The following is a 17,642-nucleotide window of genomic DNA, read 5'->3' as shown; positions in this document are numbered from 1 at the left end:
TCGTTTTCCCGACGTCCACATGATTGAAGGCGTGACTGCCAAAAAGCGAAACGATCTCCACCTGGCGCGTCTCAGCTTCCTTGATCCGACGAGGGCCGAGTCGTCATCTCCACGAGGATTTTGAGAGCAGCTTGTTGAACGCGCTTTCGTAAACAAACTTGCTTCGAGCCACTTTCCAGAAACTCGTTCTGGATTCATGGTCCCGTGCAAGTGCCGCTTGATCACGTCGCGACAGACAACGACAGACACGAGATCCAGATAGTCTGCAATCGGCTCTGCTACCCGATGACCCGGAGCCGGGGTAGGGCAGGGGTAAAGCTAATCGAGTTCTATTAGAGACGCTATCCAGAAAGTTTGCCGCGACAAACCTTCGACTGCGCACCTGATAACGCGTCTCGTATTAGCTATGCTGCTATGAGGAGCAGAAGTGTCCCCCAATAGATGATCGCCCTTTCCCCGGCCCCCTTTGTTCACCAAATGAGCGCCCTACCGCTACAGACGCGGAGTGATCTGGTCCGCCACCCACGGGGACCATTACGGATGCAGCCGGATAGCTTTCGACGACTTTATTTACAGCATCAACCTATGCACTTGATGTCGGAGAGCATCGAAGTGCCGGGTCCATGTCAACGAGTGGGGAGGGGAGGCTAAGTTGAGCATCCCGCTCGCGGTGGCTCCCTTTCTGCCCAGTCGATAATAGTCAGGCGATCCTCGACCCTCTTGGCCTCGATTACCCGGTGAATTTTGCTGGCCACTGGAGCGGTTAGACCACACGCTGCAGCGACGCCGGCTAGGCCAGCCCAGCCTTGCGCGCTCGGTCGAGTTGCTTCTTCACCGAGGAGGCTGACCATGTGAGGCCCCCGCGCGGGGTCCGCTCCCGCATGCGCTCCAGCTGCGCGCCAATATCCCGCAGCGAGAGGCTCGGGTCGGTCATGGCGATGCCGGCAATCAGCGTCATGAGACGGTCCTCAGGGTTCTTGCGCGGAGCAGGGCGGAGAAGGGTAGGGTCCGCCATGTGCTGCGACACGAGCTTGCCGACCGCCCGGCGCAGCCGGGCCACGGACCACGCTTGCCCGCTGTCGGCGAGCACGCGCACAACATCCTCCCAAGGGTGCTGAGGGCGCATGCGCCGAACCATCGGCATCCATTGATCCGCGCCCGCGATCAACTCATCAAGGTAGACCCTCTCCCGGGCGAGGGCGATCTTGCGGATGGCCTCGGGCTGACGTTCACGCATCCCCGGATTGCCCGGCTTCTTGCCTCGCGCCTTGGCAGCCTTGATCCCTGCCTTCGTGCGCTCTGAAATGAGAGAGCGCTCCAGCTGCGCGACTGCGCCGAGCACCTGCAGCGAGAACATGCCTTGCGGCGTCGAGGTGTCGATCGGATCCCGGAGAGAGCGGAAATGGGCATTCCTAGCTTCCAGCATCTCGATCACCTCAAGGAGGTGGCTCACCGAACGGGCCAGGCGATCGAGGCGCACGACGACCAACACCTCCCCCGGCCTGATCTCACGCAGCAACCGCGCCAGCACCGGCCGAGCTCGATTTGCCCCGGAGCGATGCTCCTGGTGGATCTCGGCACAACCGGCAGCGCGCAGTTCATCGAGTTGGGCATCGTGCACCTGATCCTCGGTGGACACGCGGGCGTAGCCAATCAGGCGCTTCCTGGAAGGGGAGGGGGCCATCGTTCTTCGCTGGTTAAGTGAAGTCTGCGGAAAGTCCCAGGCGCATAGCTGCCTGCCGCAGCCGCCGATCCCGGGTCCAGAGCAGGGCCCCAAGGGTAAGTCTCACCGCTGCCAAAAGGTGCGCATCGACAAAGCCAATCCCAAGTCCGTAGAGTTGCTCCCGCTCAATCAGCATCATGACCTCATCATCGCTGGCAACGGTGGCCTGGGGCAGATCGCGTAGGGACTCAAGCACGGTCCTGCGCTGGCGAAGACCGCCGAGGGCAAGCTCACCTGTGACAAAGGAATGCGCCAGTACCCGCCCCTTTCCGAGGAGATCTGCCAACACGGGATCGCTGCTCTTCAGATGGTCGATCCACACCGAGGTATCGACGATGATCACTGAGCATCCGTCCGTCGGCGCGGAATAGGCTTAAGGTCAGGCTCGGTGCCGCCGAGGCGAGCGAGCCGTCGGGCACTCTCCCGCTCAATCAGAGCCTTCAATGCTTCGCGAACCAGGGCCGATTTCTCCTGCAAGCCCGTAAATGCCTGCGCCTTTGCGACAAGTTCGTCGTCCAGGGCAATCGTTGTCCTCACGCCAGTGCCTCCATCATTAGGGCATCTAATATAGCATCAAATGATGTCGACAGAAATGCCCTCACGATCTTGGCGCTTGATTCAACAGATAATTACCTCACCCACGTCTTCTGTGGTTGAGATGTTCAACCGAACTCCCAGCTACCGGATGGGGAACGAGAATATAAGGAATATAGGCCTGTCATAAAACGCCTCTGTACACTTTCAGTTATCATGAGCAACCGATCGTTTGAAAACGTTTCTCAAGCCATTTTGTTAACCAGCTGGAGAGTGAAAGGCTTCCCCAGAGCGGGTGAAAATGCTTTAGAAACAAGGGATTTAGCGCCTCGGCTGACAAGGAGAGGCCGACACAAGCCTCCGTGAGCAGATCCCAAACGAAGCTGCTCATGATGCCGCCCGCCAAAACAGCGCGCATTCTAAGGGCACGTCGTAGTCAATTCCTGTTTAGCTACATCTTCTGCAATCACAGGTAACTATATCAACAGCTTAGCCGTCCGGACGAAGCGTAGCTTTCGGTAACCGGGGCATTTTGGGGGGCAGGGATTCCTCCAAACGGGCATTCATGATTCAATCCCGGCATGACATCGCCGCCCGGTAGGTCCAGCAAGCCTCTGTCCTCGACGGCCCTGCGCCAGTTGGTCTCGGATCTGGCCGGCAAGATCGATCGACTGGAGCAAGAAGTCGAGCAGCTGCGCCTCGACAACAGCAACCTGCGCCGCGACAACCAGGCCCTGAAGGATGAGATCGCAAGGCTCAAGCACCTGCCGCCACGCCCGCCGTTCAAACCGTCCGGTATGGAGAAAGCCACCGAGCCGCGGCCCACGGGTTCGGGACGGCGTCCAGGCCGCGGCGCCAAACGGGATCGGGTCACCCGCGAGGTCACGCTGCAGGTCGAGGTGCCACCTGGCTCGCGCTTCAAAGGCTACAAGACGGTGGTGCAGCGGGATCTAATCCTGACCGCGGAGGTCGTGCGCTACAAGCGGGAACGCTGGGTGACGCCCGAAGGCCAGACCATCATCGCGCCATTGCCAGTTGGCGTCACTGGCGGGTATGGGCCCGGCGTGCGCCGGTTCTGCCTCGCCCTGCACACGCAAGGTCAGGTCACCACCGAGCGCCTGACCGATCTGCTGAACGGCATCGGCCTGTCGATCTCCAAGCGGGAGGTGGTGCGTCTGCTGACCACCGATCTGGAGCTGTTCGAACAGGAGGACCGCGCGGTCCTGCAGACGGGCCTGACTTCCTCGCCGTACATCACGGTTGACGACACCGGTGCACGGCATGCCCGCCGCCCGGGTGTCACCACCCAGATCGGCGGCGAGCGGTTTTGCGTCTTTCGCACCGGGCGGTCGAAATCGCGCTTGAACTTCCTGTCGCTGCTGCGAGGTGATTGCGAGGACTATGTCGTCAACGAGGCCGCGCTCGACTATCTGCGCCGGCAGCCGGTCGAGGCTGCCGTGGTCGCCCGGTTGACCAAGCTCCAGGGCCAAGTGTTTCGCTCGGATCTGGACTGGCTGGAGCATCTTGCACGGTGCTCGATCAACATTTTCGATCGGCCCTTGCTGCAGACGCTGAACGAAGCCGCCACCTGGGGTGCGATCCGCCATCACGGGCTGATGGACAACACGGTCGTGGTCTCCGACGATGCCGGGCAGTTCCGCATTGCCCAGCACGCGCTGTGTTGGATCCACGCGGAGCGCCACCTGCAGAAGCTGATGCCGGCGTCACCGAAGCAGGCCAAGGCAGTGGAATTGGTGCGCGAGACCATCTGGTGTTTTTACCGCGGTCTGAAGCTGTGGAAGCAGAGCCCCGCACCGGGCGCTGAGGCGTCGTTCAGGCGACAGTTCAACCGGATCTTTGGCCAGCGCACGGGCTACAAGGAACTCGACGAATTGCTGGCCCGTCTGGCGCGGAGGAAGAACGAATTGCTGCGGGTGCTCGCGCGGCCCGAGATCCCGCTGCACACCAATGCCTCCGAGAACGACCTGCGCGCCTGGGTGATCAAGCGGAAGGTCTCCGGTGGCACCATGAGTGTGGATGGCCGTGTCGCACGGGATGTGATGCTTGGGCTTTCGAAGACCTGCCGCAAGCTCCGGCTGTCGTTCTTCACCTATCTTGGGGACCGGCTCGGCCTGAACCCGGGTCAGCCGAAGATCCCGCCGCTGGCCATTCTTGTGGCTCGGGCGACCTGAGGCCCGCCCGCAATCTGGTCTGCTGACGTTCAGGTGTTATCCGCTAGCATCCCAAGGAGACACATCATGCACGAGGACAGTCCCACCACCCGCACTGCTATGGTCCTCATCTTCATGGGGCTGGTGGTTGCCCTGGCCGCCGTGCTGTTTGTGATGATCGCTTACGGCTATGGGGAAACGTCAGGGCCGGGAGGGTTCCCATCGGCTCAGGTGGAGAGCCGGAACTACCAGTCGGCACGATCATCCATCGATTGGATCACGAAGGCCGGTCTGCAGGGATCCCTTGCCCCCTAATCTGCCCTTTCAATTACCCACAAGCCTCATGCCGAGGGAGGCGCCGAGCCCGAGATCGGTGAGGCGCGAGAGGCCGCGCCACAGGACCATGCTGCCGGGCGGCGGATCCTTGGCGCGCGCGAGATAGCCGCCGAGCTGGGCGATCTTGGTCAGATAGTGGGACAGTGTTGGCGCCGGTGACGACGCCTTGTCCTTGACCAGCTGATCGAGCAGGCGGATCTCGAGCGGGGTGAATACCAGGCGTGGGGATGCCGTGGGTGCCGTCCGGTTGAGCATCGTCAGCCAGAACACCCGCCATGCCAGGATGCAGAACAGCGCCAGCAGATTGACCAGCCGCTCGGCCGAGCGGAGTTTCGCATCCTCGGCGCGGCAGCCCGATTTCAGGATCTTGTGAAAGAGCTCGATCTTCCAGCGCAGGGCGTACCAGCCGATCTTCTCGACCGCCTCGTCAACGCACGTGACGGGCAGATCAGTAATGAGGCGCCAGTGGATCGGCGGGCGGTTCTCGGGCGTCCCTCGCTCATCAGTGCAGATCACGGTGAGTTCGAGAGCAGGATAGCGCTTCTGCTTGGCGAGGGGCGGCAACACATGAAGGCGCTGGTACTTGATGGTAAGGTGGGCCCGGCTGCTCTTGCCCTTGTCGTCGCGCACCTCGATCCAGTGCTCGCCTAAGCCCGGCACCTCGTCCATGGCTGCGATGATCGTTCGGGTGCCGTCATCCGCCCGCCGGTCGACGCTGCTGCGCACGAGAAAGTGCGTGCCGAGTTCGTGCGCCGTGACGAACAGCTCATAGATGTCGCCCTCGCGATCGCCGATGTGGATGCACCGCGCCGGATCGGCAGCAAGTACGGATGCCTGGCGCATGTTCTCGAGCCAACGGAGGCTCTCTTTCTGCTCGATCGGCACCCGCGTCGGGTTGATATGCCGCTTGAGGGTGCTCGTGCCTTTGAAGCTGGCGCGGGTCCAGAACTTGATCGCGCACAGTCCCAGCGGCAGCCCGTCCGGCGTGACACCGAGGCTTGAGTGCATCAGAAGACCGCAGACGCTATAGAACTGGCGGCGATCGTAACTGGTGTTACGGCAGGGATATTGCCCGGTCAGGCCGATCGGCTCGGGCCGGACCCGGTGATAGACGAACTCAGTGGTGTCATGAAGGATGAGGATCGGCCCCTCAGTCACGGCCAGGCGGCTGGCGGTTGCGGCGAAGTGGCCGGCCAGGATCTGAGCCTCGCTGACGCGATCGTTGTCGAAGAAGCGATAAGCGGCCTTGGTGGCGGCCCAGTCCTGGCAGGCCAGCGGCAGGCTTGCTCCCATCGCCCCGCCGAGCTGCTCCAGGAGCCGCCGCAGCCGCTGGTGCAGCCGGGCATCGGCAAAGGTCGATCCGGCCAATTCCTCATCGAGCCACGCGGCACCCTCGAGCATCGGATCCATGGCACCCCTCCATCTGAACGGGTGCCCAACAAGGAATCACGCCCAAGCCACGTCTTGCAAGCTGGAGCGGCCGACACCCCGGAGATGTGGGTAATTGAAAGTAATCTGCCCCACTTACGCTTTCGGGAATGCGCGACGTTCGGAGAAGTTAGATGAGAGGAGCCTGGCTGAGATCGATGCCGCTTCTGCTGTGCTGAGAAGGTAGGGCAGGAGGTAATTAACGGATAAGCGACGAGAGCGTGGCCGTCACTCCGGCGCGCGCTCACCGAGACCAGCAGGAACCGACGGCCGAAGAGCGAGTGCCGCGAATCAGTGACCTCGATCTCAATCGAATCCCGATCCGCCGGGTTGTGGAAGGGGGTATCAACTGACGCTGTCGTTCGACACGGTGGACCAAGCATGGCTCCTCCGGTTCGTGGAGCACCGCGTCGGCGATCCGCGTATCCTCCGCCTGATCCGCAAATGGCTCACGGCGGGTGTTCTGGAAGACGGAATCGTTCAGGTCAATGACAGGGGCACAGGTCGGCTGCCTTGGCGCCAGCTTCCTGCTCCCGCAGGATCCCGATGATCTGTCCTTCCGAAAACCGTGAACGCTTCATAGTCCGTCCTCATGATGGGCCGGTGTCACTGAGCATTTTGGCGCGAGACAGACGATCTAATAATTTCAGTGGCTTAGCATGTACTGCAAGACAAATGTTTGGGCACTTAACCTGAGATTCTCGTTGGCTCTGGGCCGTTAGCGTGAGATTCCGGCTTACAAACGTTGTCTAATTTTGGAGTGGGCTAAGCCTGGCAGGTCAGCAGTTGATTGGCGCTTCTGATCGCGCGAAAACGCCAAGCAGTGCATCGCCTTAGCCGGCATGGAGCAGGGGAAGGGAATTCCCGAAGCCGCCTTACATTGGCAGACCGTATGTTCGTTGCTGGCGGAGGTGGCTCGTCCCAAGCTGTGCGATTGCGAGGGTTGCGCCGGATGGGCCGGCGCCGAGCCTCCCGCACAGGGGACGAGCCATGCAGCAGAATAGCAAAGTGTTTGTCGGTCTGGATACCTTCTTTATTCGGCTGGTTCCAGTCAAGCGTCTTTAGATCCATCGCGTCGATCGGTGCAGTGGTCCCTGCAGGCTCTCGCTTCTTTCCGGAATCGGCATCAACGCCCTTCCATAATGGGATCAGAAGAATGAAGTGGAACAATCTCGAAGGCGTTCTCTCGCACCTTGCGAAGGACACCAGGTATCCAGCGAACTCACTTCATTCGTCGTCCCGCGAGGGACGCCGCTCCGCCAGCGGGCGAAGTTCCGAGACTTTCTCGAATCGTGATCGTGTATTAGGCGGCCGATGCTGCCTTAGCCCAACGGAACTCGGTTCCGTCGCTCCACACGCGATGCAGGATGACAGCCAGGCGCCGGGCCAGCGCAATGATTGCTTTTCTCGCGCCGCGCCGCTTGGCCACGTTCATCGCCCATGCTTTCAGCCACGACCATTTCGTCACCCGCGTGAGCAGCGTCTGAGCGGCTTCAAACAGCAGCGTTCGCATCATGCCATCACCACACAGCGAAATCCTGCCAACGCGCTTGCTTTCGCCGGACTGATGCTGCACGGGCGTGAGGCCCAGAGCAGGTCCCACCGCTTTGGAATTCCGAAACCGGGCTGGGATGTCGATGGTGGCGACAAAGGCCAGAGCGACCACAGGCCCTACCCCAGGGACGGTCATAAGTCGGCGGCAGACCTCGTCGCCACGCACAATCTCCAGAAGCTTGCGGTGCAGGCTCGCAAAGTGCTCGCGCAGGGTCCGGCGAGCATCAAGAAGCGGCTTGGTGATCTCGGCCAGATCCGGCATGCCTGCCACGAGTTCGTGAATACGCCCCTCGAACTTGAGCGCACCGACAACTCCGACCTTGAGGCCAAAGTTGCGGAGCAGACCGCGTAAATCATTCTCGATGGCAATGGCCTTTTCCTGCAGGAGCTTACGGGCGGTCAGCAGCGCACGGCGCTTCTGGCTCGCCAGCGTCTTGACGTGAACAGGTCGGAACAGATTGACCCGCATCATCTGGGCGATGCCGCGGGCATCGTTCCGGTCGGTCTTGTTGACCTGGGCCTTGAGGAAGGCCTTAGTGTGCCGGGTCTCGATACACACGACGGGTAAGCCTGCCCTGGCGAGCCCATCGAAGAGCCATTGGGAGAGCGGGCCTGCCTCAAGGCCGATCCGCTCCATCCGCCAGGCAGGATCTTGCAGGATCTGGAGAAGGTCCTCCGGATGGCTGGTGGCCTTCAACTCGCGACAGATCTTCCCTGCCTCGTCGACAATGCACACGGATGTCTCTTTGACCGAAACATCCAGACCCACGTAGTGCTTCATGCTGCGCTTCCTCTACTGAGACCCGAAGTCGTTCTCAACCGCTCTCGTTGTACTATCAGCCAGACGCGCCGCCCCCATCAACCAGTGGAGGGCTCCGCAGCGGGCCGAATATCCCATCTCCAAGCTGAAGATCTCCGTCGCTGTGGCCGAAGACGGTCGCCAAGGCGAGGTCCGCTTTCTCGGCGACATTGGCAACACACCCGAGGCCGTGCGGCGCCTGGTCCACAAACTGGCGAGCCGGCACGGTGAGCTGCTGTTCTGCTACGAGGCCGGTCCGACCGGCTATGGCCTGCAGCGCCAGATCTCCGCGCTCGGTCATGAGTGCGCGGTCATCGCGCCCTCGCTCATCCCGAAACGCCCAGGCGAGCGCGTCAAGACCAATCGGCGCGATGCGTTGAGCCTGGCCCGACTGCATCGGGCCGGTGAACTGACCGCCATCTGGGTGCCGGATCCAGGCCATGAGGCCGTGCGTGAGCTGGTGCGGGCGCGGGAGGCCGCGATGGAAGATCTGCGCGAGAAGCGCCAGCACCTGCAGTCGTTTCTGTTGCGCCATGGGCGGGTCTTCCCTGGCCGTCAGCCTTGGACCCGGGCGCATGCACGATGGCTGTCCGAACTCATCTTTGAGCATCCGGCCCAGTATCTGGTTCTGCGCGAGTACCGGCAGGCGATCGAAGACGCCGAGGCCCGCCTCGAGCGCCTGACGCAGCAAGTCGCTGAGGTGGTCGCGACCTGGTCGATGGCGCCGGTAGTCGAGGCGTATCAGGCCCTGCGCGGGGTAGCGCTTCTGACCGCGGTGACCTTTGTGGCCGAGATCGGCGATGTGCGCCGCTTCGAGAGCCCACGGCAACTGATGGCCTATCTCGGCCTGGTGCCGTGCGAGAGCTCGACCGGCGAGCGGGTGCGGCGGGGCAGCCTTACCAAGGCTGGTAACCCGAGAGTGCGGCGGGTGCTGATCGAGGGCGCCTGGACCTATCGCTTTCCGGCGCGGATGAGCCGAGTGCTACAGAAGCGCCAAGAGGGCTTGCCGGCAATCGTGCGGGCGATCGCCTGGAAGGCGCAGGTGCGGCTGTGCGCCCGCTATCGTCGGCTGATGGCGGCCGGCAAGCGCCAGACCGTGGTCACCACCGCGATCGCGCGAGAAATGGCGGCCTTTCTCTGGGCGATCGGCCGCGAGGTGAACCCGCGCTCGGCCGCCTAGCGCCAACCACATTCACGGTCGTCGTGGAGGACCCAATCAGCTTGGATTGACATCTGCTTTTGCGCAGCACCGGAGGCAGGGCCTCGGTGGGGAACCCTCGGGTTAACTGTGTGGCCGATGATGGATCATCGACGCCCGCTGGCAGATCGAGGCAGCCCCGGACGAACACACGGAAATGCGGTGATCAACCCGCGCATCAGAGTTTGCTCAACCGTCGTCTTGACGGCTCTGCCTCCGGCCCTGCGCAATCGCTCTATCGTTGAGTGCCCGGATCGTTGCAGGGAGCGCATTGTTGCGTTCAAAGCCTTTGACAACGAACATCAGAGTTAACGTGAGACTCCGCGCTCCCAGAGTCTCAGGTCAAAATGCCCACGACTGCTCCAAAATCGGGAATTTCACGCCAAAGTGCCTAGCGACAACCCTAAAGGAAAAACAGAAACCGGATGCGCGACGATCTCGTGGCGGGGATGAGTGTTTCGGCCGTCGCCAGGAAGTTCGCGACTTCCCGGCAGCCGATCCTGCGTGTCCGAGATGAAGGTTCAGGCTTTGTTCGAATTTAGTTTGTCTCGTGGAACAGCTCTTGTTCTAGTCCCATGAAGCGGTAGGCGTAGATGTAATCATGAACTAAGACGAGTTCTGGGCCAACGAGTTAAGCAACTGACTCGTGTTATCGATCGAGAACTGCACTCGCTCGCCGGCCCAGACTGACTCCGAGTAAGAGACCGGCGTGCCCTTCATATCCACGTCAACTTTTTTCTGATGCAGGACAGGTTGTGCCTCAGACTGCCCTAGCTGACGCGCTTCCTCTTTAGTCGGGAGCCGGACGATAAAATCGGTGCGGAGGCGGATGTAATCCGTGACGCCGTAGTGAGCCAGAATGGCACTAACCGGTCGGCCTTCGCGTCTTGCTTTGTCAAAACCGGGGAAACGTCTGACTGGAAAGAACGCGTTCGAAAAATTGATCGGCTCCTCGTCCGCGTATTCAACGCGAACGATGTGGTAGACCCGTTCCTCGGGGGGAAGCCTCAGAGCTTCAGCGACCCGGCGAGGAGCCACGATTACCCGCTCTTTGATCGCTTTCCCAAAGGGCTCACGCCCCTGCTCCAAAAGGTTTTGGGAAAATCGCGTGCGCTCGGACAGTCTATAGTTCAGTCGCCCGTCATCGACGAACGTCCCTTTCCCATGCTCGATCTGGACAAGCCCGCGACTCTGAAGCTGCGCTATCGCACGTCTGACGCTATGGCGCCCGACGCCAAACCGTTTCATCAGTTCCGCCTCTTTAGGAAGGGGTGCTCCCTTGGCGAACCGGCCAGTCGCGATATCAGCAGCGAGCTCCTCCTCAACTTCTTGCCACTGACCATGCATAATTTTGTTTGGCATTGTCGGGTCATTCCATCCTTCGTGAGCGGTCGACCAACGACCAACATATTCGAATAAGTATATAAACGGTTTGATTTCCTTGACAACTCCGATGAACCAAAAAGCAGCCCCTGAGGTGTCGGAATGTACCTCAACGTGTCATTACTAACCGGTGGATGGCTGTCATCTCCTGCCTTCCCCACGCGGGCCTTCGTCAATCCAGCCTTCAGCGCATATTGCCGCCCGACAATATGAGCAATCGCGCCAGTAATGATATTCGAATATCATGATGTCATTCGAATGTCACATATCTTTGGCATGTTCCGCCTGCCTCAAATGAGACAGCGTGCAGCACCAGGTCGGACACCTACGCTGCAAGACGCTTGCAACACTGCTGAACCCAGGATCCAGGAGAGCCCGAGTGACTCAGACCTTAAGGAAAACCAAGATCACAATGCTGGCGGCGGCACTGAGCGCCGGTACCGCCGTTCTGCCCGGCAACGCTCAAGTGTTTGCGCATGACCTGACGATCGCAGTTCCGAAGAACCCGGACAATCTGGACCCGGTGACGGAGAATTCAAATCCGAACCTGCGAATGATGCTTTCTCTCTATGACACGCTCGTCAAATTCGACTACCGCAAGGGCGGCAAAGTCGTTCCGGCACTTGCGACCGAATGGCAGATCATCGATCCCAAGACCATCGAATTCAAACTGCGGCCGGGAGTGAGCTTCCACAACGGCGATACCTTCGACGCCAACGATGTGCTGGCGACCTTCTCGGACATACGCCTGGGACGCGACAAGAGCGTGCCTACGCAGTCCAAAGAATTTCTCGGCGGCATCGAAAGCATCGAAGCCGTCGACGACATGACAGTGCGGATCCACACGAAGACGGCCGACCCGATCGCGCTTTACCGGTTTGCGACCTACCCTGCCCAGATCATCTCGGAGACCGCCTTGAAGCAGGCTCCGACATATAATGATTTCACCAAGCTCGACGCGGGCTCGGGGCCTTACTCGCTCGTCAGCCATGACCTCGGCGGAAAAACCGTCCTCAGAAAGTTCGATAACTACTGGGGCGATGCGAAGGCGGCTGCAGACAAGGTAACATTTGTCACGGTTCCTGAGCTGTCGACGCGTGTCGCCGGTCTCTTGTCGGGCCAGTTCGACATGATCACGGAAGTCGGCACCGACGAATTCGCACAGATCGAAAGTAACCCGAACGGCGCGGTCGCAGGTGGTCCAATCGAGACCATCCGCGGCCTGATTTACGACAGCATCGACAGTCCGATCTCCGATCCGCGCATTCGCCGTGCCATGAATCTCGCGATCGACCGCGAGACGCTGGTCAAGAGCCTATACGACGGGCGCACGGATGTCCCGCATGGCTGGCAGGTGAAAACCTTCGGTGATATGTATCTGCAGGACCGTCCGATCGACGAATACAATCCAGAGACGGCCAAGCAGCTTCTCAAGGAAGCCGGCTATCATGGCCAAGAGATCGTCTGGCGCACCCAGCACAACTACTACACGAAGCAAGGCGAAACCGCACAAGTCGTTCAGTCGATGTGGAAGGCTGTTGGACTAAACATCAAGCTGGAGTTCAAGGAAAACGGGACGCAGGTTCTCGCCGATACACCCGATAGAGCTATCATCGACGCGTCTTCAAGCGCCTACTATCCCGATCCGCTGGGTCAATTCTGGCGTCGACTCGGACCGAGCGGGTCGTTCGCAGCGCAAAAATTCTTCACTGTCTCGCCTGACATGGTCGCGCTCGGCCAGGACCTCGCGACATCGATCGACACGGCTCATCGCCGGCAGGTCTTTGCGCAGATGCTGGACAAGTTTGAAAAGGATCCGAATTCGGCCAACCTTTACACCGCCGCTCACTTCATCGGGATCCGCAAGGATCGTCTGACCTATAAGGCCCTGCCGACGGAATACCTGGACCTCACGACAACGGGCGTGAGCTTCAAGTAACATGCAGGTGTATCCGGACAAAGAACATCGCGCTCACCCCCTGCTTTCAGTTCAGGGGGTGAATGTTAAATTTTCCGCGCGGCAGAGCGACTTCGCGTTGCATGACATCGCTTTCGATCTCATGCCCGGTGAAATCCTTGGTATCGTGGGGGAAAGCGGATCGGGCAAGAGCATCATGTGCCGAGCCATCGCCGGTCTGCTGCCGCCGGCAGCGCTGGTCGAGGGACAGATGAGCTTCGAGGGGCGGCCATATCGGCTTGCTGATCGTCGAGCGCTGGCGAAGCTCCGCGGGCATGGCGTGGCCATGATCTTCCAGGATCCCATGAGCGCTCTGGATCCGCTGATGTCGGTCAGGCGGCATCTTGGTCTGCGGACCAAGGCCGATCCCCAGCCGCTGCTGGCGATAGCGGGTTTCGACGACCCGAAAAAAATCCTGGATGCCTATCCCCATCAAATGTCCGGCGGACAATGCCAACGGGTGGCAATCGCTTGCGCCTTGGCACGTGAACCTCGTCTCCTCATTGCCGATGAGCCCACGACCGCACTCGACGTCACTGTTCAAGCCGGTATCCTTCTTCGCCTGAAGTCAATTGCCTCGGAACGAGGCATGGCGATCATATTCGTCACGCACGACCTGGCGGTGGCCTATCAGTTGTGCAACCACATCATCGTCATGAGAAACGGGGCAATCGTAGAGAATGGCTCCGCCGACACCGTTCTCACAGCCCCACGTGCCGATTACACCAGGCAGCTACTGGCATCCATGCCGCGCCCGCGGTGGCTCAGTTCCGAGTTGGCGCTCCCAACTTCACACCTGTCGAGCCCATGTGTCATCTCTGACGTCAGTCAGCCAGCACTGCGTCTCGAGAATATATCCGTTCGATATAAGAAGGCGGATGGAAGCGTGTTCCATGCCGTCCAAGACATCACGGCGGAAGTCCGACAGGGCGAGGTTGTCGGGCTCGTCGGCGAGAGCGGCTCCGGCAAAAGCACGCTGGCCAAAGCCGCTGTCGGCCTCGTGACGCCTTCCGCAGGGCGCATTTTCCTCAATGGACAGACGGTCGACTGGAGCAAGCCCGAACCTTCGTGGCGGCGGGAAATTCAGTATATTTTTCAGGATCCACGCGGCGCGCTCGATCCACTGGGCAGGATCATCCATCAAGTCCGCCAGCCGCTGGATATCCATCGACTGGGAAACAGGGATGAACGCAAAGAGGTCGCCCGGGCAAGGCTCCTCGAAACCCACCTCGATGAGAAGCTGTTCCTGCGCAAGCCCGGCAGTCTTTCTGGCGGCCAGCGGCAAAGGGCGACAATCGCACGAGCTCTGACGGTACGGCCGCGCGTGTTGATTTGCGATGAAAGCGTGTCAGCCCTCGATGTCTCCATCCAGGCCAAAATCCTGGATCTGCTGCTCGACCTCCGCGACAGATACTCGCTCGCCATCCTGTTCATCAGCCATGATCTCTCGGTCATCCAGCACATTTGTGATCGGGTGGTCGTCATGCGGCACGGAGCGGTGGTGGAGCAAGGCGAGACAAGCGAACTCTTTCGCAACCCGACCGAAAGCTACACCAAGAACTTGATCGTCTCACTCCCAAGCCTTCCCGAGGCTCTGCTGGTCCAGCGAAAACAGCTGGAGGTCACGCAATGAACTGGTATGTCGTTCGACTAGGGCGCGCGTGCATCACGATCCTTCTTCTCATTGCCTTCGCCTTCTTTGCGCTCGCTGCAAGCGGAGACCCGGCCGTTATCCTGCTGGGACCCGACACAAGCCAAGCCGCCATCGACGTCTTCCGCGAAAAGTGGGGTCTCAATCTGCCGCTATGGCAGCAGTTTCTGATCTATCTCAACGGGCTGCTGCACCTGGATTTCGGTCTTTCCTATCGTTCGGGAGAGTCGGCACTGCGTCTGGTGCTGGATCGAATTCCTCTGACGCTGTCGCTGGTCTTTCCAACGATCCTGCTGTCCATCGCCGTGGGTGTGCCTCTCGGCATTGTCTCCGCGATGCACCGAGGGCGTTTCATCGACAGATTCGCCATCATCCTCTCGGTGATCGGCCTAGCAATTCCGCCATTCCTGCTGGGTGTCCTTGCGATGTATCTGTTCTCCGTCAAACTCGGATGGCTGGCACCGATCGGCTACGTAGACTGGACCTCCTACATCATGCCGGTCGTGACTCTGTCCACAGTGGGCATTGCGACCTACGCGCGTTTTACGCGGTCGGCCATGGTCGAGGTGATGGCCCGCCCGATGATCGAGACCGCCAGAGCCAGCGGGTTCACCGAAGGGATCATTCACCGGGTCCATGCACTGCCGAATGCGCTTTTGCCCCTGATCACCATTACCGCATTGGAGTTCGGGAATTTTGTCAGCTACGCCGCTGTGATCGAAAACGTCTTCGGCTGGCAGGGGGCCGGGTCTTTGCTGGTCGCAAGCGTGAGCGCGCGCGACTTCGCGGTTGTACAAGCAATCCTGATCATCACCGGCGCGACCATGATCGTCGGCAACCTGCTGGCCGATCTCTCCTATGGCCTCATCGATCCGAGGATACGGGACATGCGCCGCCTATCGAGCCGCCGCAGCAGCATTTGGAAATCGCGAAAGCGAGAGTTGATTTGATGACCCTACGACAGAGCTTTTCTCCCTTTATCGTCGGCTGCTTTGGCATTCTTGTCGTGCTGGTAGTCCTGGTGCTTGCCGCTTCCTGGCTCTCGCCAAGGGATATTTCGGAGCTCAACCTGCTAAACCGCTATACCCCGCCGGTCTTCATGGGCGGTACGTGGCAGTATCCTCTCGGGACCGACGCTTTGGGCCGTGACATGCTCGCGCTGGTTCTGCGCGGCATCCAGGTCTCGATGACGATTGCCCTGATCGGCACGATTGGCGGAGCGGTGGTCGGAACAGCTCTTGGATTGGTTTCGGCTTGGGTCGGGGGCGTTGTTGATACCATCATCGGGACGCTCATCGATTTCCAGGCGACGATACCGACGTTGATCCTGATACTCGCACTCATCACCGTTCTGCCGAGCGCGAATTTTACCGTGTTCGTGGCGATCATGATCTTTCATGGGTGGGACCGATACGCGCGTCTGGCGCGTGCTATCGCGCTTGCCGCCAAGAATCAGCCTTACATACAGGCTCAACAGGTGCTGGGCGCCTCGGCGCTGAGAATCGTGATGCGGTCGGTCCTGCCGAATGCCATGGCGGTGCTCCTCGTCAACATGTCGATCAATTTCCCGCAGACGATCCTGACGGAGACGACGCTCAGCTTTTTGGGCGTCGGCATTCAGCCTCCGGACGTTTCGCTCGGTCTCCTGATTGGCATCGGCAAAGACCAGCTCTTCAAGGCGCCCTGGGTCGCCCTGATCCCAGGCTTCATCATCCTGATCACCACGGTGTCCATCTCGGTCCTGGGAGACTGGGCGCGCGATGCCGTGGAGAACGACTGACGAAGTTCACAGCAACGGTCGGCTCGGGTCAGCGGCGACCGAGCGTGTTCGCGCTGCTGACCCTCTGTTCCTGAACGAACTTGCAAAAAGGACAAGACAATGAGTTCCAATATCACCGCGATCGGCTTTTACGGCCGGGTTGGCACGGGTGACCTCAACCACTTCGACCTGTCTCTTCGTGAGGTCGCTGATACCGGCGCGGACGCCTGCGAAATTGCCGGCTACAGCCTTGAAGTGGTGTCCGGCGGAAAGATCATGAAGGACCGCTCCGCCCGCATCGCCAAGATCGTCCAGGGTTACGATTTCAAGAAACTATCTTTGCACGGACCTCTGGTTTCGAACTTCATGGATCGCGAGCATCTCGATATCCAGAAAGCTGTCATGCGGGCCAATCTCGAATTGTGCGACCAGCTCGGTGCAGGGCTGCTCGTCCAACACGGCGGGCACGCGCGTCCCGCTCCCGGTGAGGCCGTCTCGGACTACGACAGCATGGAACGCGAAGCACTGGCTGAAATGGCTGTCGTGGCCGAGCGCTACGGCGTCCGCATTGGACTTGAGACCATCTTCGCGACGGCCGAGGGCCAATACGTGCAGACGCCGACCGAGCTTGCGGCGACCGTCCGCTCGGTTGGATCGCCTCATGTCGTTGCCGTGCTCGACTTTTCCCATGCCTATCTCCAGTCGACGCTCAAAAAGCTGAACTTCCGCGATGAACTGCGCGCGGTCGCGCCTGTGACCGGTCATCTCCACGTTCATGACAGCTATGGTTTGCCGAGGAGCATGACGGTTTACCGGCCGGCTGAGGCGACCGCTTACGGCCTGGGCGATCTTCATCTGCCCATCGGCTGGGGCGACATTCCGTGGGAGGCAATTTTCTCGGAGCTACAATTCCTTCCGGACACGATGCTGATCATGGAAATCGAGGCAGACAGATTTGCCGACGAGCAGCCCGCGTCCCTTGAGCGCGCCCGCCGGCTTGTCGAGTTGAACGCGGGAAGGGATGTCGCGTGAAGGGCGACCGAAACTCAACAACCTTGCTGAAATTGGCTGCAATCGAGGATAGATGGTGGACATGACATTCGAATATTATTATAGATATTCGAATGTTTCGGGCGATTGGAGAGCCGC

General features: G+C 60.2%; 14 protein-coding genes. 8 read left to right on the top strand and 6 right to left on the bottom strand.

Annotated elements, in window-relative coordinates:
* Positions 1–790: 790 nt before the first annotated feature.
* Genes JO965_RS28845 through JO965_RS28835 form a run of 3 tightly spaced genes read right to left on the bottom strand, consistent with a single transcriptional unit; the run spans position 791 to position 2,260 of the window.
* Positions 791–1,684, bottom strand: a complete 894-nt coding sequence (locus JO965_RS28845; RefSeq protein WP_203444366.1) for a recombinase family protein — start codon at positions 1,682–1,684, stop codon at positions 791–793.
* Positions 1,685–1,697: 13 nt separating this feature from the next.
* Positions 1,698–2,066, bottom strand: a complete 369-nt coding sequence (locus JO965_RS28840) for a type II toxin-antitoxin system VapC family toxin (protein WP_203444365.1) — start codon at positions 2,064–2,066, stop codon at positions 1,698–1,700.
* A complete protein-coding gene (locus tag JO965_RS28835) occupies positions 2,063–2,260 on the bottom strand; it encodes a type II toxin-antitoxin system VapB family antitoxin (RefSeq protein ID WP_203444364.1) in 198 nt (65 codons plus the stop codon). The genes JO965_RS28840 and JO965_RS28835 overlap by 4 nt, the downstream gene beginning before the upstream one ends.
* 578 nt (positions 2,261–2,838) lie before the next feature.
* Here JO965_RS28835 and JO965_RS28830 point away from each other — a divergent pair.
* Positions 2,839–4,449: a transposase gene (locus JO965_RS28830; protein WP_203444363.1), complete on the top strand. Its 1,611-nt coding sequence runs from the start codon at positions 2,839–2,841 to the stop codon at positions 4,447–4,449.
* A gap of 66 nt (positions 4,450–4,515) precedes the next feature.
* On the top strand, positions 4,516–4,743 hold the full coding sequence (locus tag JO965_RS28825; protein ID WP_203444362.1) for a hypothetical protein: 228 nt from the start codon (positions 4,516–4,518) through the stop codon (positions 4,741–4,743).
* A gap of 9 nt (positions 4,744–4,752) precedes the next feature.
* Here JO965_RS28825 and JO965_RS28820 read toward each other — a convergent pair whose 3' ends face one another.
* Together JO965_RS28820 and JO965_RS28815 are read right to left on the bottom strand one after the other, a co-directional pair.
* Positions 4,753–6,174 carry an IS4 family transposase gene (locus JO965_RS28820; protein WP_203444361.1) on the bottom strand — a complete coding sequence of 474 codons (1,422 nt, stop codon included), beginning with the start codon at positions 6,172–6,174 and terminating at the stop codon, positions 4,753–4,755.
* Positions 6,175–7,495: 1,321 nt separating this feature from the next.
* Complete coding sequence (locus JO965_RS28815) at positions 7,496–8,527, bottom strand: IS110 family transposase (RefSeq protein ID WP_203444360.1); 1,032 nt, start codon at positions 8,525–8,527, stop codon at positions 7,496–7,498.
* Between the two features lie 115 nt (positions 8,528–8,642).
* Between JO965_RS28815 and JO965_RS28810 the strand changes: the two genes are divergently transcribed.
* Positions 8,643–9,725, top strand: coding sequence for an IS110 family transposase (locus tag JO965_RS28810; protein ID WP_203445534.1), 1,083 nt, complete (start codon positions 8,643–8,645; stop codon positions 9,723–9,725).
* Positions 9,726–10,349: 624 nt separating this feature from the next.
* Here the strand turns inward: JO965_RS28810 and phnF are convergent.
* Positions 10,350–11,105 (bottom strand): phosphonate metabolism transcriptional regulator PhnF, encoded by a 756-nt coding sequence (phnF, locus tag JO965_RS28805; protein ID WP_203445462.1) that lies wholly within the window; start codon positions 11,103–11,105, stop codon positions 10,350–10,352.
* A gap of 400 nt (positions 11,106–11,505) precedes the next feature.
* Between phnF and JO965_RS28800 the strand changes: the two genes are divergently transcribed.
* From JO965_RS28800 to JO965_RS28780, 5 genes are all read left to right on the top strand, one after another.
* On the top strand, positions 11,506–13,065 hold the full coding sequence (locus tag JO965_RS28800; RefSeq protein ID WP_203445461.1) for an ABC transporter substrate-binding protein: 1,560 nt from the start codon (positions 11,506–11,508) through the stop codon (positions 13,063–13,065).
* A 97-nt stretch (positions 13,066–13,162) separates the two neighbouring features.
* Positions 13,163–14,716, top strand: coding sequence for an ABC transporter ATP-binding protein (locus tag JO965_RS28795; RefSeq protein WP_203445460.1), 1,554 nt, complete (start codon positions 13,163–13,165; stop codon positions 14,714–14,716).
* Positions 14,713–15,684 (top strand): ABC transporter permease, encoded by a 972-nt coding sequence (locus JO965_RS28790; protein ID WP_203445459.1) that lies wholly within the window; start codon positions 14,713–14,715, stop codon positions 15,682–15,684. Before JO965_RS28795 ends, JO965_RS28790 begins: the two co-directional genes overlap by 4 nt.
* The gene (locus JO965_RS28785) at positions 15,684–16,514 is read left to right on the top strand and encodes an ABC transporter permease (protein ID WP_203445458.1); all 831 of its coding nucleotides are present in this window, start codon (positions 15,684–15,686) and stop codon (positions 16,512–16,514) included. Before JO965_RS28790 ends, JO965_RS28785 begins: the two co-directional genes overlap by 1 nt.
* A 99-nt stretch (positions 16,515–16,613) precedes the next feature.
* Complete coding sequence (locus tag JO965_RS28780; RefSeq protein ID WP_203445457.1) at positions 16,614–17,525, top strand: sugar phosphate isomerase/epimerase; 912 nt, start codon at positions 16,614–16,616, stop codon at positions 17,523–17,525.
* The last annotated feature ends 117 nt before the right edge of the window (positions 17,526–17,642 follow it).

It is taken from the genome of Microvirga sp. VF16 (assembly GCF_016864375.1).
GTDB lineage: Bacteria > Pseudomonadota > Alphaproteobacteria > Rhizobiales > Beijerinckiaceae > Microvirga.
Note: the sequence above shows the minus strand (reverse complement) of the source record. Positions and strands in the feature narration are given on the sequence as shown.